General features: G+C 66.6%; 24 protein-coding genes and 2 riboswitches. Of the genes, 20 read left to right on the top strand and 4 right to left on the bottom strand.

The genetic code is table 11. The features are described 5' to 3' along the window. The 5 genes from cobN to cobJ form a co-directional block, all read left to right on the top strand. Positions 1-3,225: cobaltochelatase subunit CobN (cobN, locus tag SE91_RS19575; protein WP_063921306.1), on the top strand; the 3,225-nt coding region annotated here is incomplete at its 5' end. Further along, the gene (gene cobG / locus SE91_RS19570; protein WP_061848748.1) at positions 3,222-4,385 is read left to right on the top strand and encodes a precorrin-3B synthase; all 1,164 of its coding nucleotides are present in this window, start codon (positions 3,222-3,224) and stop codon (positions 4,383-4,385) included. The genes cobN and cobG, both read left to right, overlap by 4 nt. Continuing rightward, positions 4,385-5,014 (top strand): precorrin-8X methylmutase, encoded by a 630-nt coding sequence (locus tag SE91_RS19565; RefSeq protein WP_061848747.1) that lies wholly within the window; start codon positions 4,385-4,387, stop codon positions 5,012-5,014. The genes cobG and SE91_RS19565 overlap by 1 nt, the downstream gene beginning before the upstream one ends. A 2-nt stretch (positions 5,015-5,016) precedes the next feature. After that, positions 5,017-5,748 (top strand): precorrin-2 C(20)-methyltransferase, encoded by a 732-nt coding sequence (locus tag SE91_RS19560; protein ID WP_061848746.1) that lies wholly within the window; start codon positions 5,017-5,019, stop codon positions 5,746-5,748. Beyond that, positions 5,745-6,479, top strand: coding sequence for a precorrin-3B C(17)-methyltransferase (cobJ, locus tag SE91_RS19555; RefSeq protein ID WP_061848745.1), 735 nt, complete (start codon positions 5,745-5,747; stop codon positions 6,477-6,479). The genes SE91_RS19560 and cobJ overlap by 4 nt, the downstream gene beginning before the upstream one ends. On the opposite strand, the gene SE91_RS19550 is transcribed toward cobJ, so the two are convergent. Further along, the gene (locus tag SE91_RS19550; protein ID WP_061851209.1) at positions 6,455-7,201 is read right to left on the bottom strand and encodes a cobalt-precorrin-6A reductase; all 747 of its coding nucleotides are present in this window, start codon (positions 7,199-7,201) and stop codon (positions 6,455-6,457) included. The genes cobJ and SE91_RS19550 overlap by 25 nt on opposite strands. Between SE91_RS19550 and SE91_RS19545 the strand changes: the two genes are divergently transcribed. The 8 genes from SE91_RS19545 (at position 7,200) to cobT (ending at position 14,396) form a co-directional block, all read left to right on the top strand. Then, positions 7,200-8,381 (top strand): bifunctional cobalt-precorrin-7 (C(5))-methyltransferase/cobalt-precorrin-6B (C(15))-methyltransferase, encoded by a 1,182-nt coding sequence (locus SE91_RS19545; protein ID WP_061848744.1) that lies wholly within the window; start codon positions 7,200-7,202, stop codon positions 8,379-8,381. The two genes, SE91_RS19550 and SE91_RS19545, sit on opposite strands and share 2 nt — an antisense overlap. Further along, a complete protein-coding gene (locus SE91_RS19540) occupies positions 8,378-8,746 on the top strand; it encodes a cobalamin biosynthesis protein (RefSeq protein ID WP_061848743.1) in 369 nt (122 codons plus the stop codon). Before SE91_RS19545 ends, SE91_RS19540 begins: the two co-directional genes overlap by 4 nt. After that, on the top strand, positions 8,743-9,525 hold the full coding sequence (gene cobM, locus SE91_RS19535; protein WP_061848742.1) for a precorrin-4 C(11)-methyltransferase: 783 nt from the start codon (positions 8,743-8,745) through the stop codon (positions 9,523-9,525). The genes SE91_RS19540 and cobM overlap by 4 nt, the downstream gene beginning before the upstream one ends. Next, entirely contained in the window at positions 9,525-10,835 is a 1,311-nt protein-coding gene (locus SE91_RS19530; RefSeq protein WP_061848741.1) for a cobyrinic acid a,c-diamide synthase CobB, read from the top strand. Before cobM ends, SE91_RS19530 begins: the two co-directional genes overlap by 1 nt. After that, positions 10,832-11,563 carry a uroporphyrinogen-III C-methyltransferase gene (cobA, locus tag SE91_RS19525; protein ID WP_061848740.1) on the top strand — a complete coding sequence of 244 codons (732 nt, stop codon included), beginning with the start codon at positions 10,832-10,834 and terminating at the stop codon, positions 11,561-11,563. Before SE91_RS19530 ends, cobA begins: the two co-directional genes overlap by 4 nt. Before the next feature lie 39 nt (positions 11,564-11,602). Continuing rightward, positions 11,603-11,822: riboswitch (cobalamin riboswitch) on the top strand. A 37-nt stretch (positions 11,823-11,859) separates the two neighbouring features. Then, on the top strand, positions 11,860-12,537 hold the full coding sequence (locus tag SE91_RS19520) for an energy-coupling factor ABC transporter permease (protein ID WP_061848739.1): 678 nt from the start codon (positions 11,860-11,862) through the stop codon (positions 12,535-12,537). A gap of 46 nt (positions 12,538-12,583) precedes the next feature. Beyond that, positions 12,584-13,333: a precorrin-6A synthase (deacetylating) gene (gene cobF / locus SE91_RS19515; protein ID WP_061851208.1), complete on the top strand. Its 750-nt coding sequence runs from the start codon at positions 12,584-12,586 to the stop codon at positions 13,331-13,333. A gap of 10 nt (positions 13,334-13,343) precedes the next feature. Then, on the top strand, positions 13,344-14,396 hold the full coding sequence (cobT, locus tag SE91_RS19510; protein ID WP_061848738.1) for a nicotinate-nucleotide--dimethylbenzimidazole phosphoribosyltransferase: 1,053 nt from the start codon (positions 13,344-13,346) through the stop codon (positions 14,394-14,396). Here the strand turns inward: cobT and SE91_RS19505 are convergent. Beyond that, on the bottom strand, positions 14,389-14,961 hold the full coding sequence (locus SE91_RS19505) for a histidine phosphatase family protein (protein WP_061848737.1): 573 nt from the start codon (positions 14,959-14,961) through the stop codon (positions 14,389-14,391). The two genes, cobT and SE91_RS19505, sit on opposite strands and share 8 nt — an antisense overlap. Positions 14,962-15,035: 74 nt before the next feature. Further along, positions 15,036-15,239: riboswitch (cobalamin riboswitch) on the top strand. A 190-nt stretch (positions 15,240-15,429) separates the two neighbouring features. Here SE91_RS19505 and SE91_RS37160 point away from each other — a divergent pair. The 7 genes from SE91_RS37160 to SE91_RS19470 all read left to right on the top strand — a co-directional run bounded on the left by SE91_RS37160 (position 15,430) and on the right by SE91_RS19470 (position 24,843). After that, positions 15,430-17,703, top strand: a complete 2,274-nt coding sequence (locus SE91_RS37160) for a TonB-dependent receptor (protein WP_245318602.1) — start codon at positions 15,430-15,432, stop codon at positions 17,701-17,703. 12 nt (positions 17,704-17,715) lie between these two features. Next, a complete protein-coding gene (locus tag SE91_RS19495; protein WP_061848735.1) occupies positions 17,716-19,167 on the top strand; it encodes a PepSY domain-containing protein in 1,452 nt (483 codons plus the stop codon). Between the two features lie 182 nt (positions 19,168-19,349). Continuing rightward, complete coding sequence (locus SE91_RS19490; RefSeq protein ID WP_061848734.1) at positions 19,350-20,954, top strand: ABC transporter substrate-binding protein; 1,605 nt, start codon at positions 19,350-19,352, stop codon at positions 20,952-20,954. Between the two features lie 17 nt (positions 20,955-20,971). Next, a complete protein-coding gene (locus SE91_RS19485) occupies positions 20,972-21,913 on the top strand; it encodes an ABC transporter permease (protein ID WP_061848733.1) in 942 nt (313 codons plus the stop codon). Then, positions 21,910-22,833: an ABC transporter permease gene (locus SE91_RS19480; RefSeq protein ID WP_061848732.1), complete on the top strand. Its 924-nt coding sequence runs from the start codon at positions 21,910-21,912 to the stop codon at positions 22,831-22,833. Before SE91_RS19485 ends, SE91_RS19480 begins: the two co-directional genes overlap by 4 nt. Positions 22,834-22,864: 31 nt before the next feature. Beyond that, positions 22,865-23,854: an ABC transporter ATP-binding protein gene (locus SE91_RS19475; protein WP_061848731.1), complete on the top strand. Its 990-nt coding sequence runs from the start codon at positions 22,865-22,867 to the stop codon at positions 23,852-23,854. Then, the gene (locus SE91_RS19470; protein ID WP_061848730.1) at positions 23,851-24,843 is read left to right on the top strand and encodes an ABC transporter ATP-binding protein; all 993 of its coding nucleotides are present in this window, start codon (positions 23,851-23,853) and stop codon (positions 24,841-24,843) included. The genes SE91_RS19475 and SE91_RS19470 overlap by 4 nt, the downstream gene beginning before the upstream one ends. A gap of 23 nt (positions 24,844-24,866) precedes the next feature. Here SE91_RS19470 and SE91_RS19465 read toward each other — a convergent pair whose 3' ends face one another. Then, the gene (locus SE91_RS19465) at positions 24,867-26,075 is read right to left on the bottom strand and encodes an ABC transporter substrate-binding protein (protein WP_061848729.1); all 1,209 of its coding nucleotides are present in this window, start codon (positions 26,073-26,075) and stop codon (positions 24,867-24,869) included. 33 nt (positions 26,076-26,108) lie between these two features. Further along, the coding region (locus SE91_RS19460) for a class I adenylate-forming enzyme family protein (RefSeq protein ID WP_197489488.1) at positions 26,109-26,830 on the bottom strand (722 nt) is incomplete at its 5' end.

The following is a 26,830-nucleotide window of genomic DNA, read 5'->3' as shown; positions in this document are numbered from 1 at the left end:
CGCGGTCTCGAGGAGACCGCGACGCCAAGAGACATCGGCCAGGACCCGGCCGATCTCGTGGTGCTCTCGTACTCGGATTCCGACCTCGCGGCATTCGCGGCCGGCTGGCGGCGCGGCCGCAGCAGCCTGCCGTCGCTGCGGCTCGCCAACCTTGCGGAACTACGACATCCGTTGTCGGTCGACACCTATATCGAGCGCACGCTGTCGCAGGCGCGCGGCATCCTGGTGCGGCTGATCGGCGGTGAGTCCTACTGGCCGTATGGACTGGCGGCGCTCCAGCAACTGGCCAGGGATCGGGGCATCGTGCTCGCGGTGCTGCCGGCTGATGGTCGCGACGATATGCGGCTCGATGCGTACTCGACCTTGCCGGTCTCGACGCTGCGCCGGCTCAAGGTGCTCTGCGACACCGGCGGTCCGGTCGCCGCGCAAGCGGCGATCGCGCAGCTCGCGCTGGCCTCGGGCCTCTATGCCGGACCGGTCGTCGGCGAGATGACGGTGCCGGAAATGGGATTTTATGATCCCGCGCGCGGTGTCATTGCGGCGCCGGGGAGTGGCGAGGGGAGGCCGCGCGCGCTGGTGACCTTCTATCGCTCCTATCTCACCGCTGCCGACACCGGCCCAGTCGACGCCTTGATCGCCGCGCTGCGCGCGAAGGGGTTTGAGGCCTATGGTGCGTTCGTCACCTCGCTGAAGGCGCCGGGCGTTGCCGATTGGCTGCGCGCGCATCTGGCGCAAAATCCTGCGGCGGCGATCGTCAACGCGACGGCGTTCTCGGCCCTCGGCGACGATGGCGCGACGCCGTTCGATGCCGCATCGTGCCCGGTCTTCCAAGTCGCGCTCTCCACCGCGCGGCGGGAGGACTGGGCGGACTCGCTGCGTGGCTTGTCGCCGGGCGATCTCGCGATGCATGTCGTGCTGCCTGAAGTCGACGGCCGTCTGTTCGCGGGCGTGGTGAGCTTCAAATCCGCTGCGGAGCGCGATCCCGATCTGCAGTTCTCGCATCTGGCGCATCGGCCCGACGAGGAGCGTGTGAGCGCTGTTGCCGCGCGCGTTGCCGCCTGGCGCCGTCTTGCGGAGAAGCCGGCGGGCAAAAAGCGGCTGGCGATCGTGCTGTCGAACTATCCGGGTCGCCCGCACCAGATCGCACATGCCGTTGGGCTCGACGCGCTCGCGTCCGTCGAGGCCTTGATCTCCGATCTTTCGGAGGCCGGTTTCGATGTTGCGCCGGTCGAAGCGCTCGGCGAGACGCTGCTGAAGCAGAGTTTGTCCTGGAGCCTCGCCGATTATCGCACGGCGCTGTCGCGTTTGCCGCAATCCTTGCAGGATGATCTTGCGCAGGCCTGGGGCGTGCCGGAGCATGATCCGAGCTGCCGTGACGGCGCATTCCACTTCGCTGCGATCGCGTGCGGCAGGTCGATCATCGCGGTCCAGCCGGAGCGTGGCGATGCAGCCACGCGCGATGCCGAATATCACGATCTCGCCCGCACGCCGCGCCATGGCTATGTCGCGTTTTATCTCTGGCTCCGCGAGCAGGGCACCGATGCCGTCGTGCACATGGGCGCGCATGGCACGCTGGAATGGTTGCCCGGCAAATCCGTGGCCCTGTCGCAGGCGTGCTGGCCGGAAGCACTGATCGGCGATCGCCCCGTCATCTATCCCTTCATCGTCAACGATCCCGGCGAAGCCGCGCAGGCCAAGCGCCGCATCGGCGCCGTCAGCATCGGCCACCTTCCGCCGCCGCTTGAACAATCGGCAGTGCCGGAAGGCCTGCGCCGGCTCGAGCGCCTGCTCGACGAATATTCGACGGCCGACGGTCTCGATCCCGCCCGTCGTCAGCGGCTGATCGCGGCGATCCGTGACGAGGCGCGTGCTGCAGGCCTGGAAGATGATCTCGGCCTCGATGCATCGGCAGCGCCAGCCGAAGCGATCCCAAGGATCGACCGCTTCGTGTGTGATCTCAAGGAGAGCCAGTTCGGCGACGGCCTGCACGTGTTCGGCCGCGGCGCCTGCGGTGAGGCCGAGCGCGATGCGCTGCGCGCCGCGCTCGCAGGCCAGCGCGTTGCGCCGGGACCGTCCGGCTCGCCCTATCGCGGCCGCCAGGACGTGCTGCCGACGGGGCGCAATCTCTTCGCCGTCGATCCGCGCGCAGTGCCGACCCCGTCGGCGCATGCGCAGGGCATCAGGCTCGCCGAAGAGCTGCTCCGCCGGCACTTGCAGGATCATGGCGATTGGCCGAAGGGCCTCGTCGTCGACCTCTGGGGCTCGGCGACGATGCGCACCGCGGGCGAGGAGTTCGCGATGGCGCTGCATCTGGCCGGCCTTGCGCCGCGCTGGGATCACGCCTCCGGCCGCGTCACCGGCTACGACATCATCGCGCCAGCCGAGCTCGGCCGTCCCCGCATCGACGTCACGCTGCGGGTGTCCGGCCTGTTCCGCGACGTCTTTTCCGGTCTGGCGCAGTTGTTCGAAGCTGGCGCCGAGGCACTCGCGAGCCGCGAGGACGAGGGCGACGAAAATCCCTATCTCCATCGTGCGTCCCGCGTGTTCGCGCCGCGGCCCGGACAATACGGCGTTGGCCTGTCGGCGATCCCCGATGCCTTCACGCCCGAGACGCGGGAGGCCGCGGGCGAAGCCTGGCTGTCGGCCTCGTCCTGGGCGTTCTCGGCGGATGGCGCGATGTCGCCGGATCGCGCCGGCATCGAGGCGCGGCTTGCCACCGCTGACGCGTTCGTCCATGTGCAGGATTTGCCCGAAACAGATCTGCTGCTCGCCGCCGACTATGCCGCGCATGAAGCCGGCGTCGCCGCAGCAGCAGCGCATCTCGGTGCGGCAGGACCATCGCTCTATCATCTCGACACGACGCGCCCCAACCAGCCGCGCGCGCGCACGTTGACCGAGGAGATCTCGCGCGTCGTCCGCGCCCGCGCCGCCAATCCGGCCTGGATCGCCGGCATGATCCGCCATGGTTTCCGCGGCGCGGCCGAGATCGCCGCGACGCTGGAGCACATGGCGGCGTTTGCGCATCTCGCCGATGCCGTGCCGCCGCATCTGTTCGATCTCTACTACGATGCGACGCTCGGCAATGACGACGTCCGCGCCTTCATGGCGCGCGAAAATCCGGCGGCGCTCGCCGCGATGGAGACGTGCTTCACCCGCCTGCACGAGGCCTCGCTCTGGCGAACGCGCCGCAATTCGATCGCGGCTGCGCTGCGGGAGGCCTCATGAACGCGTCTGCGGTCAAGGGCTGGTGTCCCGGCGCGCTGCGGCCGATGCAGTCGGGCGACGGGCTCGTGGTCCGCGTGCGTCCGTTCGGCGGACGGCTGGAGGCAGCGCAGATCGCCGGCCTTGCGGAGCTTGCGGAACGGCACGGCAATGGCCTGATCGACGTCACCAGCCGCGCCAATCTGCAGATCAGGGGCGTCAGCGATCGGAGCCATCAACCGCTGCTCGACGGTCTCGCGCAGTTGGGATTGCTCGATCCCGATCAGGCGACCGAAGCCCGCCGCAACATCTTGGTGACGCCGTTCTGGAGCACCGGTGACGAGACGCAGGCGCTCGCGGCCGAGCTCGAAGAGGCGCTTGCCGACAGCAAGCTCGCATTTCCGACGAAGTTCGGCTTCGCCATCGACGACGGCAGGTCGCGCGTGTTGGCCGGCGATTCCGCCGACGTGCGTATCGAGCGCGATCGCAGCGGCCGGCTCTTGGTGCGCGCCGATGGTGCGAGGCTCGGCCGCTCCGTCGGCCGTGGCGGCGCGGTGACGACGGCGCTCGCCCTCGCAAGCTGGTTCGTCTCGTCAGGCGGCATCACGGGCGGGCGAGGGCGCATGGCGGCCCACATCGCCTCCGGTGCGGCATTGCCCGGGACCTTGCGCGGCGAAACCGAGCCGGCGCCCGTGATGGCCGCGCTACGGCCCGGACATTATTCGCAGGGCGCGCTGGTCGGGATTGCATTCGGACAGATGCTGCATTCGACGCTGCATCAGTTTTCGAGTTGCGGCCATGCCCTGCGCATGACGCCATGGCGGATGGTCCTCAGCGAAGGTAAGCGCGAGATGCCGAGCGGGGCCGGTCTCATCACGGAGCCGCACGATCCGGCGCTGCGCGTCATCGCCTGTAGCGGCGCTCCGCGTTGCCGCGAGGCTCACGCCGACACGCGTGCGCTTGCCGCCGCGCTCGCGCCGCGCATCACGCCGGACACGCGGCTTCACGTCTCCGGCTGCGCAAAGGGCTGCGCCCATTCCGGCACGGCCGCAGTGACGCTGATTGCGACCGGCACCGGCTTCGATCTCGTCCGCGGCGGGTCGACGCGCGACGAGCCTGCCCTGCGCGGTCTGAACGGCGCCGATATCGTCAGCGATCCCTCTATCCTGGTGGGAGGGCATTGATGCCGCACAGTTACGAGACCGACGGCGCGGCGATCTACCGGCAATCCTTCGCGACCATCCGCGCCGAGGCGGATCTTGCCCGCTTCATGCCGGATGAAGAGCAGGTGGTGGTGCGGATGATCCATGCCGCCGGCATGGTCGGCCTCGAAGCGCATATCCGCTTCACACCGGGCATGGCGACAGCGGCGCGCGCGGCGTTGCAGAAGGGGGCGCCGATCCTGTGCGATGCGCGCATGGTCTCGGAAGGGATTACGCGCGCGAGATTGCCTGCGGCCAATGCCGTGATATGCACGCTCGGTGACGCCGCGGTGCCGGCCTTGGCGCAATCCATGCGCAACACGCGCTCGGCCGCCGCGCTTGAGCTATGGAGGCCGCATCTCGATGGCGCGATCGTCGCCATCGGCAACGCGCCGACCGCGCTGTTCCACCTGCTCAACATGCTCGAGGACCGCGACTGTCCGCGGCCGGCGGCGATCATCGGCTGTCCCGTCGGCTTCGTCGGCGCCGCCGAATCCAAGGCCGCGCTGATGGCCGATCCGCCCGCGCCTGCGCTGACGGTCGAAGGCCGCCTCGGCGGCTCCGCGATCACGGTTGCCGCCGTCAACGCACTGGCGAGCCGGAGCGAATAGTCATGGGACGCATCATCTGCTGCGGTCTCGGCCCCGGCGATCCGGACTTGATGAGCGTGCGCGCCGATCGCACGGTTCGTGAGGCTGCCCACATCGCATATTTCCGCAAGAAGGGTCGGCCAGGCCAGGCGCGCCGCATCGTCGAGGGTATGCTGGCGCCTGATGTCGCCGAATATCCCATGGAATATCCGGTTACAACGGAGATCGCTTTCGACAGCCCGGAATACGTCGAGCTGCTCGCCGGTTTCTATGACGAATGGGCCGAGCGCCTGGCGCGGCTTTCGCGCGCGGTCGACGTCGTCGTGCTGTGCGAGGGCGATCCCTATTTCTACGGCTCCTTCATGCATCTGCACACGCGCCTGCAAGGCCGCGTCGAGATCGAGGTAATCGCGGGCATTCCCGGCATGGTCGGCTGCTGGAACGGCGTCGGCCGGCCGATCGCGCTCGGCGACGACGTCACGACGGTGTTGATGGGAACGCTGGCCGAAGACGAGCTCGAACGGCGCATGCGCGATTCCGATGCGGTCGTCGTCATGAAGACCGGCCGCAATCTCGCAAAGGTGCGCCGCGCGCTCGCAGCCGCCGGACGGCTGGACGATGCCTGGCTGGTCGAGCGCGGCACCATGCCGGGCGAGCGTGTCGCGCGACTCTCCGAGATCGATGACGGCGATTGTCCATATTTCGCGATCGTGCTCGTGCACGGCAAGGGCCGGCATCCGGGCGCCGCCGAATGACAGGCACCCTGACCATCGCGGGCCTCGGGCCCGGCAGTGACGCGCTGGTGACGCCGGAAGTCTCCGCCGCGCTCGCAGCCGCCACCGACATTCTGGGCTATGCGCCCTATGTCGCGCGTGTGCCGCCGCGCGCCGGGCTCACCCTGCACCCGTCGGACAACCGCGAAGAGCTGCAGCGCGCGCACGAAGCCTTGCGGCTCGCCGCCGAAGGCAGGCAGGTCGTGGTCGTCTCCTCCGGCGATCCCGGCGTGTTCGCGATGGCGTCCGCCGTGTTCGAGGCGCTCGAACTGGCGCCGCAATGGCAGGCGCTGCCGATCCGCGTGCTGCCCGGGGTCACCGCGATGCTTGCAGCGGCCGCCCGCGCCGGCGCGCCGCTCGGCCATGATTTCTGCGCGATCAATCTCTCCGACAATCTCAAGCCGTGGGCGATGATCGAGAAGCGCTTGCGACTTGCCGCGGAGGCCGACTTCGCCATCGCGATGTACAATCCGCGCTCGGCGAGCCGGCCGGAGGGATTTGGCCGCACGCTGGCGGTTTTGAAAGAGGCCGGATGCGGCGAGCGGCTCGTGATCTTCGCGCGGGCGATCAGTGCTGCCGACGAGAAGATCGAGACCGTCACGCTGAACGAAGCGACACCCGAAATGGCCGACATGCGCACGCTGGTGATCGTCGGCAATTCGCAGACGCGCCGCGTCGGCCGCTGGGTCTATGCGCCGAGGCGGGCAGAATGACCGAGCCATTGCATGATCTCGGCCACGCTCTCGACCCGCAGCCGCTCGGGCAGCTGCGGTCGCGAGATCATGATCACGGGCAGGCCCAGCATGCGAGCCGCATCGATCTTGGCGCGCGCGCCGTCGCCGCCGGAATTGCGGGCGACGATCAAGGCGATGCCGCGCGTGCGCATCATCTGAAGCTCGCCGTCGAGAGTGAAGGGGCCGCGCGACACGATCACGTCCGCGGCGAACGGCAGGAGCGCTTCGGGCGGGTCGACGAAGCGCAGGGTGTAGGTGTGCTGCGGCTTGTTCGCGAATGGCGCGATGTGCTGCCGGCCGATCGCGAGGAACACGTTTGCCGATGCCTCGGGCAGCGCGGCGACGGCGGTATTGACGTTGCTGACTTCGATCCAGTTGTCGCCGGGCGCTTTCGTCCAGGGCGCGCGTTCGAGAGCTATCAACGGTGTTCCAGCTTTCGCGCATGCCGCAACAGCATTGCGGCTCATCTCGGCCGCGAAGGGATGCGTCGCGTCGATCACATGCGTGATGGCTTCGCGGCGGATGTAATCGGCAAGCCCGTTCGCGCCGCCGAAGCCGCCGATGCGGGTCGGCAGCGGCTGATCGGTCGGCGCGCGGGTGCGGCCGCCATAGGAATAGATGGCCTCGATGCCGGCGCGCGCGATCTCCGCGGCGAGCAGGCTCGCATCGGCAGTTCCGCCCAGAACGAGGGCGCGAATCATGGTTGATCCCTGGCTGACCATCATCGGTATCGGCGAAGATGGCCTTGCGGGCCTGTCGGAGGCAAGTCGAAAGGCGCTCGCCACGGCGAAAACCGTGTTCGGCGGCGAGCGTCATCTTGCGCTCGCGGATGTCGGCAGCCGCGGCCGTCCATGGCCGGTGCCGTTCGACTCCGATGTCGTGCTGAGCTGCCGTGGCCGGCCTACGGCCGTGCTCGCGTCCGGCGATCCGTTCTGGCATGGCGCGGGCGCAAGCCTTGCCGAGAAGCTCGGTCGCAACGAGTGGACTGCGCATTCCGCGCCGTCGACCTTCTCGCTCGCGGCTGCGCGGCTGGGTTGGCGCCTGGAATCCGTGATTTGTCTCGGCTTGCACGCCGCACCGTTCGAACGTCTCGTTCCGCATCTCGCGCGAGATGCGCGCATTATCTGCCTCGTGCGCGATGGCAAGGCCGCCAGCGACTTCGCGAAATGGCTGACGGGGCGTGGCTGGGGCGCCTCGACATTGTGGGCTCTCGCCGAGCTCGGCGGACCGCGTGAAAATGTCCGGGAGTATCGGGCCAAGGACTTTGCTGGTGATCTCGCTGGAAATCTGGTCGCAGTCGCGGTGGAGGCGAGGGGCACACAGGGGATCCCCCGCAGCTCGGGTCTGCCGGACGATCTCTTCGTCCATGACGGCCAGATCACCAAGCGGCCGGTGCGCGCACTCGCACTTTCGGCGCTGGCTCCGCGTGCCGGTGAGCGGCTGTGGGATATCGGCGCGGGCTCAGGCTCGGTCTCCGTGGAGTGGGCGCTGTGCGGTGGGGTAGCGAGCGCAATCGAGGTGCGCGAGGATCGCGTTGCGAACATCCGCAGCAATGCAGCTGCGTTCGGATTAACGCACCGGATCACCGTCATCACGGGAAGGGCGCCGGAAGCTATTGCCGGGCTGGACGCACCAGATGCCGTCTTCATCGGTGGCGGTCTCGATCGCGCGATGTTCGATACAGTCTGGTCGCAACTCGCGCCGGGTGCGCGGCTGGTTGCACATTCAGTCACGCTGGAGACGGAATCGCTGCTCGGCGAGCTGCATCAGCGCCACGGCGGCGGCCTGATGCGGGTCGACATTTCGTATGCAGCGCCACTCGGCCGCTACCGATCCTGGGGGGCGGTGCGGCCGCTCGTGCAGTGGAGTGCGGTCCGATGAAGGTCGCCGGATTCGGATTCAGGCAGGATGTGACGCTGGCCGCGCTGCGCGACGCGTTGCTGGCCGCCGGCGGTCCCGATGGCCTTGCTGCGGTCGCCACCGTCAGCGACAAGGCTGACGCGCAGGCGTTGAAGCGGCTTGCGCATGAATGCGGCGTGCCGATCAGAGCCATTCCCGCAGAAGCGCTGGCTGGCATAAATACGCCGACACAGTCGATGCGCATCGCGGAAAACTTCGGCACCGGATCGGTGGCCGAAGCCGTAGCGCTGGCAGCCGCCGGCCCTCGCGCACGCCTGATTGCGACGCGAGTGGTCTCGCAGGATCGCACCGCGACCGCGGCGATCGCCGAAGGAGACGGCGCATGACCGTGCATTTCATCGGCGCCGGACCGGGCGCCGCTGATCTCCTGACCTTGCGCGGCCGCGATCTGATCGCAGCCTCGCCGGTCTGCCTCTATGCGGGATCGCTGGTGCCGGAGGGCGTGCTGGCGCATTGCCCGCGAGGGGCGCGCATCGTCAACACCGCGCCGCTGTCGCTCGACGAGATCATTGCGGAGATCGCCGCCGCGCATGCGCAGGGCAAGGATGTGGCGCGCCTGCATTCCGGCGATCTCTCGATCTGGTCGGCGATGGGCGAGCAACTCCGTCGCCTGCGCGCGCTCGGCATTCCCTACACGGTCACGCCGGGCGTGCCGTCCTTCTCCGCCGCTGCCGCGGCGCTGGAGACCGAGCTGACGCTGCCTGGCCTTACCCAGACGGTCGTGCTGACGCGCACGCCGGGCCGCGCCAGCGCGATGCCCGAGGGCGAAAAGCTCTCGGCCTTCGCCGCCACCGGCGCCGTGCTCGCGATCCACCTGTCGATCCATCTGCTCGACAAGGTCGTGGCCGAGTTGACGCCGCATTATGGCGCGGACTGCCCGGTCGCGGTCGTCTGGCGCGCGAGCTGGCCGGACCAGCGCATCGTCCGCGCGACGCTCGGCTCGCTCGATGCCGCCGTGGGCGGCGAGATGGAGCGCACCGCTCTGATCCTGGTCGGCAAGACGCTGGGCGCGGCGGATTTCGACGAGAGCCGCCTCTATGCCGCCGACTACGATCGCCGCTATCGGCCGGTCGGCGCCGAGCCACGCTTTCCGGAGGCGACGTGATGGCGGCCGGCCTCGTCATCTCCGCGCCGGCCTCAGGCGTCGGCAAGACCACGCTGACGCTGGCGCTCGCGCGCGCCTGGCGCAATCGCGGCCTCAACGTGCAGTGCTTCAAGAGCGGCCCTGATTATATCGATCCCGCCTTTCATGCCGCCGCCACGGGACGCGCCTCCGTCAATGTCGACAGCTGGGCGATGGACCGGGGCGCTATCGCGCATCTCGTCAGCCGCGGTGTGGACGCCGATATCGTGCTCGCCGAGGGCTCGATGGGCCTGTTCGACGGTGTCGCTGCGCGCGGTGTCTCCGGCACCGGCGCCACCGCTGACATTGCGGAGATGCTGGGCTGGCCGGTGGTGCTGGTGATCGACCCCTCAGGACAAGCGCAAACCGCGGCGGCGATCGCCGCAGGCCTTCGCGACTACCGCAAGGGCGTGCGCCTTGCCGGCGTCGTGCTCAACCGCGTCGCCAGCCCGCGTCACGAGGATCTCGTGCGGCGTGCGCTTGATGATGCCGGCATCGCCGTGTTCGGTGCGCTGCCGCGCCATGCCGAGATCAGCCTGCCGAAGCGGCATCTTGGCCTCGTGCAGGCCGAGGAGCAGGCCGAGATCGGCAAGCTGATCGACGAAGCCGCACGCTTCGTCGCCGAGCATGTCGATCTCGACGCGGTGCTGCGCGCGGCTGCGGGTTGGTCACCGCAGCCGGCCGCGAATGGACTGAACGTCACGCCGCCGGGGCAGCGCATTGCGCTCGCCCGCGATGCGGCATTCTCCTTCGTCTATCCGCACATGCTGGAAGCCTGGCGCGCGGCCGGCGCCGAGATCGTGCCGTTCTCGCCGCTGGCCGATGAAGCGCCCGACGCGAACGCGGACGTTTGCTGGCTGCCCGGCGGCTATCCCGAGCTTCATGCCGGCAGGATCGCGGCCAATGCACGCTTTCGCAGCAGCCTGCAATCGTTTGCCGAGATGCGGCCGGTGCATGGCGAATGCGGGGGCTATATGGTGCTGGGTGCCGCTTTGACCGACGCGGACGGTGTCCGCCACGAGATGACGGGGCTGCTCGGTCTGGAGACCAGCTTTGCCAAGCGCCGCATGCATCTGGGCTATCGCCTTGCCGAACTGGCTGCGCCGATGCCGGGACATCAGGCTGGCGCGCGCCTGCGCGGGCACGAGTTCCACTACTCGACCATCCTCGCGCAGCCCGACATACCATTGGCTGTCGTGCACGATGCGACCGGCGCTGTCATCGCCGAGACCGGCTCGCGGCGAGGCCACGCCACCGGCACGTTCTTCCATCTGATCGCGGAGGACCGGTGAGCGGTTTTGTCTCTTTCGTCTCCGCCGGCCCCGGCGATCCCGAGCTTCTGACGATGAAAGGGGCTGCGCGGCTGCGCGAGGCCGACGTCGTGCTCTACGACGACCTTGCCTCCGGCGCGATCCTCGATCTTGCCCGGCCGGGCGCCAATCTCGTCGCGGTGGGGAAGCGGGCAGGGCGGCCCTCGACCAAGCAGCACCACGTCAACCGCCTCCTGGTCGACTATGCCGCGACCGGTGCCCGTGTCGTGCGCCTCAAGTCCGGCGATGCCGGCATTTTCGGCCGGCTCGAGGAGGAGCTGGAGACGCTGCGCGAGGCCGGCATCGGCTACGAGATCATTCCCGGCGTCACATCCGCCTGCGTCGCCGCCGCGCAAGCTGGCATCCCCCTGACCCGGCGCCACACCTCGCGGCGGGTCCAGTTTTTGACTGGAGCGGACGTCACCGGCGAGCTGCCGCCGAACCTGAATTGGGCGGCGCTGGCCGATCCGGAGGCGACCACCGTGGTCTATATGGGCCGGCGCACCTTTCCGGCGCTTGCCGCAAGATTGATCGAACACGGCCTCGCCGCGAATACGCCGGCGCTGTTCGCGGAATCCCTCGGCCGTTCCGACGAGCGGCTGGTGCGCACCACGATTGCCGAGCTGGCCGAGCAGCTTGCGCGCGGCGGCGCCGCTTCCACGGCTGCCGTCATCCTGTTCGGGGCGCTGGCGGGGGATGATCGGTCATGATCGTCGCGCTTCGCCCCTTGACGCCAGCTCTGCGAAAAGGGCACACAAGAGAGGCATGGTGCTCGACGCGGCGCAAAGCGCCGGAGCATAATCGGGAATGGGGATGGGCGGACCCAGTTGCGGCGCCCAAAACCCCAGCCGCCCCCGCGACTGTAAGCGGTGAGGGGCTCCGATCAGCCACTGGGCCGCGAGGCTCGGGAAGGCCGGAGAACCCCAGTGAACCGCGAGCCAGGAGACCGGCCGTGCATGTTTTGAGGCCAAGGCCGTCGGGTGTGACGGCAGGAAGGATCTGAGCCATGCATATCGAACCAGGATTGGTGACGGGCGCCAAGCTCGTGCTGAGTTACGCAACCGGCATCGCCGCAGGCGGCGTTGCCTTGAAGCTCGCAGTCGAAACCGTGCGCGAGCAGGGCATCGGCTCGTTCGCCGCGCGGACACTGGCCACGACGACCCTCGTGTTCGTCTTCTTCGAGATCCTGCCGCACTTCCCGGTCGGGGTGTCAGAGGTGCACTTCATCCTGGGCTCGACCTTGTTCCTGCTGTTCGGCGCGGCGCCGGCCGCGTTCGGTCTCGCTTTTGGGCTGCTGCTTCAGGGCATGCTGTTCGAGCCGGTGGACCTGCCGCAATACGGCATGAACGTCACCACGCTGCTGGTGCCGCTGTTCGCGATCCAGGCGATTGCCACGCGCATCATTCCGCGCAACACCGCCTATGTCGATCTGAAGTACGGTCAGGCGCTGGCGCTGTCGACGACTTATCAAGCCGGTGTTGTCGCCTGGGTGGCGTTCTGGGCGCTCTATGGCTCAGGCTTCGCCATGACCAACCTCGCCAGCATCGCGACCTTCGCGGCCTCCTATGCGCTGGTCATCGTGATCGAGCCGCTGGCTGATCTTGCCGTGCTGGCGTTGGCGAAGTCGGTGCGTGGCGTCACCGCGCCCGGCTTGGTCACCCCGCGCCTGCACAACGCGGCGTAAGAGATCCAGCGAGGGGCGGCCGGTGCGGCCGCCCTTTGCGCTCGTCATGCTCACGCTCTCCCTGATAGGCATCGGTTGCGGCGATCCCGGGCAGCTCACGCGCGCCGCAATCGCCGCCATCAACGCGGCCGATCTTGTCCTGATCCCGCGCAAGGGGACGGCGAAATCCGACCTTGCGGATTTGCGGCGGACGATCTGCGCGGACGTGCTCACCAGCGCGCGCACGCGGATTGCCGAATTCGATCTTCCGGTGCGGGACGCGGGCGAGGCGGATTATCGCAAAGGCGTGGATGATTGGCACGATGCGGTCGCTGCGACCTGGTCGCAGACGATCGCAGATCATCTCGAAGGCGACGGCAAGGTCGCGTTGCTGATCTGGGGCGATCCTTCGCTCTATGATTCCTCGCTGCGCATTGCGCGCCGGCTCGAGCCGTTGCCTGATGTCGGGGTCGTGCCCGGCATCACCTCGATCCAGGCGTTGTGCGCGGCGCATGCGCTGCCGCTCAACGACATCGGCGAGCCGTTCCTGGTGACGACCGGGCGCCGCCTGCGCGAAGGCGGCTGGCCGCAAGGCGTCGATACCGTGGTGGTGATGCTCGACGGTGGCACCGCGTTCCAGTCGCTCGATCCGGCCGGTCTTCACATCTGGTGGGGCGCCTATCTCGGCATGCAGGATCAGATCATCCTGTCCGGCGCGCTGGCCGAGGCCGGTCCGCGCATCGTCGCGCTGCGGCAGGAGGCGCGCGAACGGCACGGCTGGATCATGGACAGCTACATTCTCAAGCGCCTGACGTAAGCGAGGCAGCATGCTCCCCGAATGGGTCTTTCGACAGTGCCCCGAAATCTCCGCCGCTCATCGCGAGGCGGCAGTGGCGCGGCAGGTGCAACTGACGAAGCCGACCGGCGCGCTCGGGCGGCTCGAGCAACTCGCCATCGAGCTTGCGGGCCTGCAAGCAACGGAGCAACCGCGCGCCGCGCGCGTGCCGATCATCGTCTTCGCCGGCGATCACGGTATCGTCGCGCAGGGCGTCTCGGCCTATCCGCAGGAAGTGACCATCGCCATGATGGCGAATTTTGCCTCCGGCGGCGCCGCGATCTCGGTCCTGGCGCGCGAGCTCGGCTCCAGCCTGGAGGTGGTCGACGCCGGCACACTGGCGTCAGAGGAGATGACGGGCGTCGTTACGGACAAGCCGCGCTCTGGCACGCGTGATTTCAGTGCCGAAGCTGCACTCACGCCTGTCGAGTTGGCATTCGCATTCGACGCGGGTCAACGCGCCGTCGCGCGCGCAGCCGCCAATCAGCCTGATCTGCTGATCTTCGGCGAGATGGGCATCGGCAACACCACGGCGTCGGCGGCGATTGCGGCAAGCCTGCTCGGCATCAGTGCCGAGGAAATCGCCGGCAGCGGCACCGGCATCGATGCCGCCGGCCGCGCGCACAAGGCGCGTGTGATCGACGCCGCGATCGCGCGCCATGGCACTGCGGGGGCGTCGCCCGAAAAAATCTTACGCGCGGTCGGCGGTCTCGAGATCGCGGCGATCTCAGGCGCGATCATCGCAGCCGCGCAAGCCCGCATTCCCGTTTTGATCGACGGCTTCATTGTCTCGGTCGCGGCGCTGGCGGCGGTGCGGCTCAATCTGTCGTGCCGGCCGTTCCTGCTGCCGTCGCACCAATCGGCGGAGCAGGGGCATCGGCTGGTGCTGCGCGCGCTCAACGTTCAGCCGCTGATCAGCCTCGATCTCAGGCTCGGCGAAGGCTCCGGCGCTGCGATCGCGCTACCGCTGGTGCGCCTCGCCTGCAGCCTCCACAACGGCATGGCGACGTTTGCGCAGGCCAATGTGCCTGATAGACCTAGCTGACACGCTGATTGACGGAAACGATGCGCCAGCCGCTCGCGAGCCGATCGATCCGGCTGAGCGACAGCGGATCGATCACGAAGCGGAGCGCGGCTTCGGGCGTGAGATCGAGCGCGATGCACAGCGCCGCGCGGATCGTGCCGGAATGCACGACGAGCGCCGCGAAGCCCGGGCCGATCCGCGAGAGTCCAAGCCGGACACGCGCGACCTGATCCTCAAAACTCTCGCCACCCGGCGGCCGCCCGCGCGCCGGATCGCCCCAGAACCGCGTATAGGCCTCCTCGCCCTCTGCGCTGATGTCGTCATGCCGACGGCCGGTCCATTCGCCAAAATCCTGCTCGCTGAATTCAGTCATCAACTCGGGCACGAGCCCCAGCGCCTGCGCGGTCTCGACCGTGCGCCGCGACGGGCTGGCATAGCTCGCGGCGTCTTTCGGCAGGCGCTGCCGTAGGGCCTGCAACTGCGCGAAATCGCCGAGATCAGCCGGCGCGTCGGCCGCATGGATCGTCCCCTTGATGCCGTCGACCGGCGCATGCCGTATCAGCCAGAGGAAGGTCTCACTTTCCATGTGCTCGTCTCCAAGGAAGTTGGTCAGTGTGGCCACAGCGCCGCAACTCGCACATTGACTCTGTCTCCACGGCAATCCTAGATGCTCGCGACGGTTTTCCCGAGAGGGAATGAAAAGGGAATGCGGTGCGGGGCAGATTGTCCCCAATGCCGCGGCTGCCCCCGCAACTGTAAGCGGTGAATCCTTCGTCGGAAAGCCACTGGGTCCTCGGTCCCGGGAAGGCGACGAAGCGGTCACGACCCGCGAGCCAGGAGACCTGCCGTCAGCCGTGGTCACACGCGAAGATGTCGGTCGGGGAGTACAGACATTCGGCTTCATCGGACGGCTGACAAGCCCAGGATGAGACCTCGTTCGCGGTGACGTGCCACTGACGTCATACCGAGGCCCAACGTGTCTTCCATCCCTAGTGCACGACTCCGCAAGTTCCTGTTCGCCTCTGCATCCCTTACGTCGCTCGCCCTTGTCGATATGCCGACCGCCCTGGCGCAACAGGCGCGCGAGCTGCTGCCGCCGGTCGAAGTGTCGCCCGCTCAATCCCGCAAACAGGCAAGGCCAGTCGGTCGGGAGGCGCAGAGCGCACGCCGTGCGCCTGCGCGCCGGCCGGCAACCGCAGCACCAAAGCCCGTCGTCCCGACTGCCGCGGCGCCAACGCCGCTCAACAGCAATGCGGTGGCTGAAAGCGCCTCGCGGCTCGGCCTTACGGTGCGGCAGACCCCCGCGACCGTCGAGGTGATCTCGGCCGAAACCATGCGCGAGCAGGGCTATCGCACCGTGTCCGAGGTGGCGCAAGGCGCGGTCGGCGTTACCTCCGGCGACAACCCGGCCGAACCTTCGGCCTTCTCCATGCGCGGCTTCACCAACAGCCAGATCAACACGCTCTACAACGGCATCAAGATCGGCCCACAGAACATGACCTCGCGGATCGTCGACACCGCCAATCTGGAGGCGGTGGAATTTTTGAAGGGCCCGGCCTCGCTGATGTCGGGCGAGGGCGCCGCGGGCGGCGCCATCAACTTCGTCACCAAGCAGCCGTACACCGGACCTGTCCGGAACGAAGCCAATTTCTCCTGGGACTCGCTGAACTCGTTCCGCGCCCATTACGGGTCGGGCGGCAGCACCAATGTTCAAGGCCTTGACTACCGCTTCGACATCAGCCGCTCCACGCTCAACGGGTTTGCCGACGACACCAACGTCAAGACGTTCGGCACGTCCGGCCAGCTCAACTATCGCGTCTCCGACAGCCTCGAGATATGGGGCGCGATCGAGTATCGCGAGGATCGCTCCAAAGCCTATTGGGGTGCACCGCTCGTGCCGGTCGCGTTCAGCGGCTCGCATGCCACGAGCGGCATCGTCTCCGGCAATTACGTCTCGAACTACAACGGAACCAATCTCGGGCCCGTCACCATCGACGACCGCACCTTCAACACCAACTACAACGTGCTCGACAATCGCAACGTGGCGCAGGAGGTCTGGCTGCGCGGTGGCTTCGAGCTGAAGCTGGCGCCTGACCTGACGCTGAAGAGCCAGGCCTATGGCTATGGCGCGGAACGGACCTGGTTCAACAACGAGATCGAGGCATTCAACTCCACCACCAACCTGGTCGATCGCGAGCGCTTCTATGTCGCACACAGCCAGCGTCTGGTCGGCAACATCACCGACCTGATCTGGGATGCGAATATTGCAGGCTTCGACAATCGGCTGGTGACGACGCTCTCGTCGAGCTACCTCGATTTCGTCAGGCCGGGCGCGGCAAACTTTCCCGGCGATTCTGTTTCGCTGGTCGATCCCAACCGTGGCTTTTACGGCCTGCTCACGACACAGCAGCAGACGGCGCGCATCGACAATCAGGCGCTGTCCTTCGAAGACCGGCTGAAGCTGACGCGCAGCTTCGCCCTGATCGGCGGCTTGCGCGTCGAGCATATCGGGCTCGATCGCAATTCGACCGACGTCAACGGCCTGGTGAAGGCGGGCTTTCCCTTCACGAAGGACTGGGCCCCGGTCACGGGACGCATCGGCTACACCTGGGAGGCCATTCCCGGCCTGACCTTCTACAGCCAGTACGCCACCGGCGCCGACGTCGCAGCCAACAACATCTTCCTGCTCACGCCCACTCAGCCGCTCGATCTGACCACCGCGCGCACCTACGAGACCGGCGTCAAGCACCTGTTCTGGGACAACCGGGCAGAGTGGTCGTTCTCCGCCTACGACATTCTGCGTAAGAACGTCTATGCCGCGGCCGGCGGCATGCAGCTCAACATCGCGGGCCGGCAGGAATCCAAGGGCGTCGAACTCGCCGCCTCGGTGCGGCCGATCGAGCCGTTGCGTCTCTGGGGCAACATCGCCTATGTCGATGCGCGCTATGCCGACTACAATTTCACCGGCGGTTCGTTCTCGGGCAACACGCCACCGAACGTACCGCGCATCGTCGCGAATGCCGGCGCGTCGTACCGATTTTTCACGCCCTGGCCGGTGGAGCTCGGCATCATCGGCCGCCACGTCGGCGACCGTTACAACACGGACGCGAACGTCGTGACGATGAAGGCCTACACGGTCGCCGACGTCTATGCCTTCGTCGACATCCCCAGAACGGTGTTCAATGCCGTCGACCAGGCCCGCCTGACCTTCCGCGTGCGCAACATCACCGACAAGCGCTACGCGATCTGGGGCGATCCGTTCTATCCCGATCAGATCCTGCTTGGTGCGCCGCGGACCTACGAGATCTCGGCGGCATTCAAATGGTGAGGCCGTGAGCGCATGATGAGCGTGATCGTCCTGTTGCACCGCTGGCTCGGGATCGCGTTCTGCCTGCTGTTCGCGATGTGGTTCGCGACCGGAATCGTGATGCACTTCGTTCCGTTTCCGTCCCTGACGGAAGCCGAGCGGTTTGCCGGGCTCGTGCCCCTCGATGGCAACGCAACTAGGATATCTGTCGCAGACGCCGTGGCGGCGAGCGGCATCGCGGATGCCACGCGTGTTCGGCTGATCCAGCGGAGCGATGGTGCGGTCTATATCGTGTCGGGACCATCCCGTTCGCGCGCGGTCCATGCTTCCGACGGCCGGGATGCATCGGTGACATCCGGCGATGTCGTACTCACCATTGCGCAAGTTCATGCCCGACAGCGCGGGCTCGACGCCGCACGCGCCGCGATCGTCGCGCGATCGGACTACGATCAATGGAGCGTGCCGAACGGTTTCGATCGCCACAGGCCCCTGTTTCGCGGCGCTCTCGGCGATGCCGCGGGAACGGAATTCTACGTCTCGTCGCTTACCGGCGAGGTCGTTCTCGATACGACGCGCAGCGAGCGCGGCTGGAATCTCGTCGGCAGCGTGCTGCACTGGATCTATCCGACGGTTCTGCGCAGCAATTGGTCTCTGTGGGACCGCGTGGTCTGGACCTTGTCGCTGCTGGCCCTGATCGCGGCCGTGCTAGGGACGGTGCTCGGGATCGCGCGGGTCAGGTTTCGCAACGGGCAGATCTCCACGCCTTACCGCGGTTGGCATGCGCTGCATCACCTGATCGGCCTCGCAGCGACGATCTTCATCCTATCCTGGATCTTCAGCGGCTGGCTGTCGATGGATCACGGCCGGCTGTTCTCACGCGGGCAATTGACCCCGACCGAGGCCGGTGTGTTCGACGCCGCGCCGTCGTGGAGCGATGCCGCATCGCTCGATCGGCAAGCAATATCGCCGTCGGCGCGCGAGATCGAATGGTTCGCCTTTGGCGGCCGTGTCTATCGGCGCGATCGGATCGCGCTCGGCCGCCAGACGTTGATCGGGGCAGGGGATGCGCCGCGTGATGGACCGGCGGGATTCCTGGGCATGTACGAGGTTCAGGCACTTGCGGGGCGCCTTGCAGCCGGATGCGGCACGCCGTTCGCCCTCCTTGATGATGACGACTATCCAGCGCGATCCACAATGCCGGGTGCACCGGTCTACCGCATGCATTGCGATGGCGGCCTCTGGTTCGACATCGATGGCGCCGACGGGCGCGTGCTGCAAAGGCTGGATGCGTCGCGACGGGCTTATCGCTGGGCCTACAGCGCGCTGCACACGTTCGACGTTCCGGCCCTTATGGCACGCCCCTTTCTGCGCGACGTCCTGATCGTCGGCCTCTGCACGCTCGGGCTGGTGTTCTCCATCACCGGCATCGTCATCGGCTGGCGCCGCTTGCGCAATCGGACAATCCCCAAGAGGAAAAAGCCCTGACCCGGCGCGCGGGACGATGCGCCGTTTGCTCACGGCAGCGTCAGCAAGGACGCGCGAGTCCCACCCCAAATCGCGCTGGCGAAGGCGGAATTAGTGGCATACCATTTGCAAGCCAATGGGCTCTGGTTTCACCCGCCCTTGGCCAATGATGGCCGACATCACAGCAATAATGGGAGGACTTCATGGATCGCAGGACCGTATTGAAGGGACTGGCTGGCGCGGGCGGTCTGGCATTGACGAGCGGCCTCTCGGCGCCTGCGCTTTCGCAAGGTGCCTCCGCGCGCACGCTGCGATTCGTGCCTCAGGCCAACCTTGCCAATTTCGATCCGATCTGGGGGACCCAATATGTGGTGCGCAATGCCGCCGCGATGGTCTGGGACACGCTCTACGGCATCGATGCGCAACTCCAGCCGCAGCGGCAGATGGTCGAGTCCGAGGAGACCTCAGACGACGGCAAGACCTGGACGTTCAAGCTGCGCCCCGGCCTCAAGTTCCACGACGGCGAGCCGGTGCTGGCCAAGGACGTCGTCGCCAGCCTGTCGCGTTGGGCCGCGCGCGATCCGATGGGCCTGATGATCATCCCGATCCAGCAGGAATTGACCGCCGTCGATGACCGCACCTTCAAATGGGTGCTGAAGCAGCCGTTCCCGAAAATGCTCTACGCGCTGGCCAAGAACAACGCGCCGTGCTCCTTCATCATGCCCGAGCGCATTGCCAAGACCGATCCCTTCAAGCAGATCACCGAATATGTCGGCTCGGGTCCGATGAAGTTCGCGAAGGGCGAGTGGGTCCCGGGCGCCAAGGCCGTGTTCGAGAAGTTCGCCGACTACGTCCCGCGGCAGGAGAAGGCATCCTGGCTCGCCGGCGGCAAGCAGATCATGGTCGATCGCATCGAATGGATCGTGATGCCGGATCCCGCGACCGCGGCGGCCGCATTGCAGAACGGCGAAGTCGACTGGTGGGAGAACCCGATCGCCGATCTCGTGCCGGTTTTGAAGAAGAACAAGAACATCAGCGTCGATATCGGCGATCCCCTCGGCAATATCGGCTCGTTCCGCATGAATCATTTGTTTGCGCCGTTCAACGACGTGCGGGCGCGGCGCGCGGTGCTGATGGCGCTGAACCAGGAAGATTACATGCGCGCGATCGTCGGGGACGACGACGCCCTGTGGAAGCCGCTCCCTGGTTTCTTCACCCCAGACACGCCTGTTTACAACGCGCTGGGCGGCGACGTGCTCAAGGGCAAGCGCGATTTCGATGCTGCCAAGAAGCTACTGGCAGAGAGCGGCTATTCCGGCCAGCCGGTGACGTGCCTGGTCGCGCAGGACCAGCCAATCACCAAGGCGCAAGGCGACGTCACTGCGGATCTTCTGAAGAAACTCGGTATGAATGTCGACTTTGTAGCCACCGATTGGGGTACAGTCGGCTCCCGCCGCACTCAGAAGACACCGCCGGGGCAGGGCGGTTGGAACATGTTCCATAGCTGGCATGCCGGCGCCGATTGCATCACGCCGGCCGCCTACACCGCAATTCGCGCCAACGGCGACAAGGCCTGGTTCGGCTGGCCCAATAGCGTGAATACCGAGAAGGAGATCGCGGGCTGGTTCGACGCCAAGAGCGTCGACGAGGAGAAGGCGGCGATCGGGCGGGTCAACAAGGCGGCGATCGAGGATGTCGTCTATGCGCCGACCGGTTTCTTCCTGACCTACACGGCCTGGCGCAAGAACGTTTCGGGCATCACCAAGGGGCCGCTGCCGTTCTTCTGGGGAGTGTCGAAGTCCGCATGATCGCGCGCTGAAGCCATATGCTCTCTTACATCCTCCGTCGCATCGTCGCGACCTTGCCGGTGATGGCGATCGTCGCGCTGTTCGTGTTCAGCCTGCTCTACATCGCGCCGGGTGATCCCGCCGTGGTGATCGCGGGCGATCAGGCTAGCCCGGAGGATGTGGAGCGCATCCGCCAGAGCCTCGGCCTCGATCGTCCGTTCCTGGTCCAGTTCGGCAGCTGGGTCTGGCGCATCCTGCACGGCGATCTCGGCACCTCGATCTTCACCAACCTGCCGGTGTCGGCGATGATCGGCCAGCGGCTCGGACCGACGCTGTCGCTGATGATCATCACCCTGCTGCTGACGATCGTGGTGGCGGTGCCGCTCGGCGTAGTGGCGGCGTGGAAGGCCGGCAGCCTGATCGATCGCGTCATCATGGGCTTTGCCGTGTTCGGCTTCTCGCTGCCCGTCTTCGTGGTCGGATACATGCTGGCCTACATCTTCGCGCTCGAACTGGAATGGCTGCCGGTGCAGGGCTACACGCCGCTCAGCTCGGGCTTCTGGCCGTGGCTGGAGAATTTGATCCTGCCGGCGATCGCGCTCGGCTGCGTCTATATCGCGCTGGTCGCGCGCATCACCCGCGCGGCGATGCTCGAAGTGTTGCAGCAGGACTATATCCGCACCGCGCGGGCCAAGGGCCTGGGGCAGGGCGGCATCCTGTTCATTCATGCGCTCAAGAACGCGGCGGTGCCGATCGTGACCGTGATCGGCATCGGCATCGCGCTCCTGATCGGCGGTGCGGTGGTCACTGAGAGCGTGTTCGCCATACCCGGCCTTGGCCGGCTCACGATCGATGCCATCCTGCGCCGCGACTATCCCGTGATCCAGGGCATCGTGCTGCTGTTCAGCTTCGTCTACGTCCTCGTCAATCTGATGATCGACGTCATCTACACGCTCGTTGACCCGAGGATCCGCTATTGACCGATACGACCGTCAATCCGCAATCGCTCCCGGCCGGTCTCGTCGTCGCGCCGCAGCTGCCCGAGATCCTCCGGCCGGTCACGATCCGGCGCGGCTTCGTCGGGCTGCTGCGCGGCCATCCCACCGTTGCGATCGGCGGCGCGCTGCTGCTGATGCTGGTCCTGATCGCGATCTTCGCGCCTTATCTCGGAACAGTCGATCCGACCGCGCTCGCGCCTGCCAAACGCACGCGGGCGCCGTCGGCCGATTTCTGGTTCGGCACCGACGTGCTCGGCCGCGATATCTATTCGCGCGTGCTGTTCGGCGCGCGGGTCTCGCTCACCGTCGGGCTATCGGTTGCGATCTTCGCGTCCGTGGTGGGCCTCGCCATCGGCATGGTCTCCGGCTTCATCCGCTGGGCCGACGGCATCCTGATGCGGTTCATGGATGGGCTGATGTCGATCCCGCCGATCCTGCTCGCCATTGCGCTGATGGCGTTGACGCGCGGCAGCGTCGGCAACGTCATCCTCGCCATCACCATCGCGGAAATCCCGCGCGTCTCTCGCCTCGTGCGAAGCGTCGTGCTGTCGCTGCGCGAGCAGCCCTATGTGGACGCAGCCGTGGCCTGCGGCACGCGCACGCCCATGATCAGTTTGCGGCATATCCTGCCCAACACGGTGGCGCCGATGCTGGTGCAGGCGACTTATATCTGCGCCAGCGCCATGATCACCGAGGCGATCCTGTCCTTCATCGGCGCCGGCACGCCGCCGACCATTCCGTCCTGGGGCAATATCATGGCCGAGGGCCGCGCGCTGTGGCAGGTCAAGCCCTACATCGTGTTCTTCCCGGCGGCGTTCCTGTCGGTCACCGTGCTCGCCGTGAACCTGCTTGGCGACGGCCTACGCGATGCGCTCGATCCTCGCATGGCCAAGAGTCTGTGATGTTGTCTGTGATGTCGCGAGGCTGACCACGATGGCGCTGCTCGAAGTCGAGAACCTCCAGACCCATTTCCGCACTCCCGGCGGCATCAACCGGGCGGTCGACGGCGTGTCCTTTCACGTCAACGAGGGCGAGACGCTGGCCATCGTCGGCGAGTCCGGTTGCGGTAAGTCGGTGACCTCGATGTCGCTGATGCGGCTGATCCCGGAACCGCCGGGCAGGATCGCGGGCGCGATCCGCTTTGCGGGCAGGGACCTCCTAAAACTCTCCGATCGCGAGATGCGCACCATCCGCGGCAACGACATCTCGATGATCTTTCAGGAGCCGATGACGAGCCTGAATCCGGTCCTCACCGTCGGCCGCCAGATCCGCGAGACCTTGATGATCCATCAGGGCCTCGACAAGCAGGCTGCCGAGGCGCACGCCATCGAGATGCTGACGCTGGTCGGCATTCCCGAGCCGAAGCGCCGCGTGCGCGAATATCCGCATCAGTTCTCCGGCGGCATGCGCCAGCGCGTCATGATCGCCATCGCGCTGGCCTGCAATCCGAAGCTCCTGATTGCGGACGAGCCGACCACGGCGCTCGACGTGACAATCCAGGCGCAGATCCTCAAGCTGATGCTGGACCTCAAGCGGAGGGTTGGCGCCGCCATCATCCTGATCACCCATGATCTCGGTGTCGTTGCCGAGATCGCCGAGCGCGTCATGGTGATGTATGCCGGACGCAAGGTCGAGGAGGCACCGGTGGCCGAGCTGTTTCGCTCGCCGCGCCATCCCTATACGCAAGGGTTGTTGGGTGCCGTGCCAAAGCTTGGCTCTTCTCTCGCCGGGACGGCGACGCGGCTCGCCGAGATTCCGGGGCAGGTACCTGACCTGCGCAAGCCTATCATCGGCTGCGTCTTCGCAGGTCGCTGCGCGCTTGCGACCGATCTCTGCCGACAATATGCGCCGGGGCTCGAAGAGAAGGGACCCCGTCACGTCGCCGCCTGTCACTATGCGGCCAAGGGAGCCATCGCGGCATGAGTCCTCCGCTGCTCCAGGTCAACGACCTCAAGAAGCACTTCCCGGTCAAGTCCGGCCTGTTCGGCCGCAAGTCCGAGTTCGTCTACGCCGTAGACGGTGTGTCATTCGAGATCGCGCGCGGCGAGACGCTATCGCTCGTCGGCGAGTCCGGCTGCGGCAAGTCGACGGTCGGCCGCGCCATCCTGCGGCTGTTCGACATCACCGCGGGGCAGGTCATCCTCGACGGCCAGCGGATCGACGACGCGGCGCCGAGCACGATGCGCCAGATGCGCCAGCGCGTCCAGGTGGTGTTTCAGGACCCGTTCTCGAGCCTCAATCCGCGCATGCGCGTGCGCGACATCCTGGCCGAGCCGATCCGGAATTTCGGTCTCGCCAAATCCGCGGAAGATCTCGAGGTTCGCGTCACGGCGCTGATGGACACCGTGCGCCTGCCGCGCGAGGCACTCAATCGCCGGCCACACGAGTTCTCCGGCGGCCAGCGCCAGCGCATCGGGATCGCGCGGGCGCTCGCGGCCGAGCCCGAGCTGATCGTCTGCGACGAGGCGGTCTCCGCGCTCGACGTCTCGGTCAAGGCGCAGATCGTCAACCTGCTCCAGGATCTGCAGCGCGAGTTCGGCCTCGCCCTGCTGTTCATCAGCCACGATCTCGCGATCGTCGAGCACATGACCCACCGCGTCGCGGTGATGTATCTTGGCAAGATCGTCGAGGTCGCCCCACGCCGCGAGATCTTTGCGGCACCGAGACATCCCTACACCAGGGCGCTGCTGTCGGCGGTGCCGCTGCCAGAGCCCGGCGCCCGGCGCAATCCCATCATCCTCAAGGGCGACGTGCCGAGCCCGATCAATCCGCCGCGCGGCTGTCGCTTCCACACCCGCTGCCCGCTTGTCTTCGATCGCTGCCGGGTCGAAGAGCCGGTGCTGCGCGCGACGGGGCCCGAGCAGTGGGTGGCCTGTCATCTCGAGGAGGGGGCGCCGGCGACGGCCGGATAGCCGTCGCCGCGCATCGATCGCGCTTACTCGACGGTCACCGCCGTGACCTGGACCCAGTCATTCCCGTCGAACTTCTGAACGACCAGCCGCTTGAACGGAACGTAATTGTCCGGCGTCGTGTTGTAGGTGGTGCCGGGCAGCAGCGAGGGCGCCGGCACGTTGTTCAGATGCGTGGCCTGGTACAGCAGATTCTCGCGCGTCAGATTGTCCCCGCAGGCCTCGATGATCTTTCCCATGATGTAGGCGAACGAATAGACGGCAAAGCCGATCTCGTTCTTCGGGTCTTCGCCCGGAAGATACTTCTTCATGAAGGCCTGATAGGCGACGACATCAGGATCTTCGGCCCATTTGGGGCTCGACACCTGCTTGTAGGGCGTCGCTGCAATGATGCCATTGACGGAATCGAGGCCGGCCGCTTCCAGGAACTGCCGGCCGACCGACGGGCTGACGACAAGCTGCATCGCCTTCCAGTCGAGCTCATGGGCCTTCTTCATCGATTGCGACGCGGCCTTGCCGAGCGAGACGTTGAAGAACACGTCGGCGCCCGATGATTTCAGCTGCGCGACCTGCGAATCCATCGTGGGGTCGGTCAACTCGTAGGTAACCTCCTTGACGATCATGGCGGAGGCCTTGTCGCCCAGCCCCTTCTTGAACCCGGACACGTAGTCGCGGCCGAAATCGTCGTTCTGCATGAGAATGGCGACCTTCGCGTCCGGCTTCACGGACAGAAGGTACTTTGCGAGGATCTCGCCCTCGGTGCCGTAGAGATGGAACGCCGGCGTCGACCATTTGAATGCCTTTGGCTGATTCCACTTGTTGGCGCCGGTCGAGACCAGCAGCTGCGGAATGCCTTTGCCGTTCAGGTATTTCTGCACGGACGATTGTGCCGCGGTGCCGGATGAGCCGAACAACGCGAGTACACCGTCGCTCTCGACCAGCTTGCGGGTCTGTTCGACGGTCTTGGGCGGCGAGAAAGCGTCGTCGAGCGAGATCAAATTGATCTTGCGGCCGTTGATGCCGCCTTTCTCTTCGTTGAGCATCTTGAAATAGGCGACCTCGGTGCGGCCCTGGATGCCGTGGATCGAGAGGGGGCCGCTATAGGGCATGGTCTGGCCGAGCTTGACCTCGGCATCCGAGGCGCCTTCGTCGTACTTCTTCTCGGCCGCAGCGACGCCGGTCGCGAAAAGGAGCCCGGCTGACAGGACCGCCATGGCCGACAACAGTCTCTTCATTTCATCCTCCCGATCTTGTTTGTTACTTCACCCTTATCCGGGTGTACTTGCCTTTGCGGCGAGTTCTTCGCGAAGCTGCCGCTTGACGATCTTGCCGCTCGCGGTGCGCGGAAGCTCATCGACGCGGATATCGACATGGACCGGCAGCTTGAAAGCGGCGAGCCTGGGGCGCAGATGCTCGATCACCTGGTCCGCAGTCAGGCCCGATCCGGCCCTTGCGCGCACGACGGCGCCGACGAGCTCGCCGAGCACGCGATCGGGGATGCCGACAATGGCGGCTTCGAAAATGTCAGGATGCGCGAGCAGGGCGTCCTCGATCTCGACGCAATAGACGTTCTCGCCGCCGCGGATCAGCATGTCCTTGGCGCGGTCGAGCAGATAGACAAAGCCCTCCGCGTCCATCCGGACGATGTCGCCGGTGCGGTACCAGCCGTCGCGGAACGCAGCCGCCGTCGCCTGCGGATTGTTCCAGTAACCCTTCACGACGTTGCCGCCGTAGATTTCGAGCTCGCCGATGGCGCCGATGGGCAGTGTGTTTCCGGCCTCGTCAATGACGCGCAGGTCGCATCCGGGTACGGCCGGCCCCACGGAGTCGGGGTGCGCGAGATAATCTTCGGCACCGTTCGACGTCGAGACCGAGGACGTCTCGGTGGCGCCATAGCCTGTAGCCCCGAACTTGCCCGGAAACAGCGCGGCGACCTTGCGGGTCAGCTCCGGCGATGCAGCGGCGCCACCGTAGGAGAGACCTTCGAGGC

The sequence above is a fragment of the Bradyrhizobium sp. DOA1 genome, assembly GCF_001593325.1.
Taxonomy (GTDB): domain Bacteria; phylum Pseudomonadota; class Alphaproteobacteria; order Rhizobiales; family Xanthobacteraceae; genus Bradyrhizobium.
Note: the sequence above shows the minus strand (reverse complement) of the source record. Positions and strands in the feature narration are given on the sequence as shown.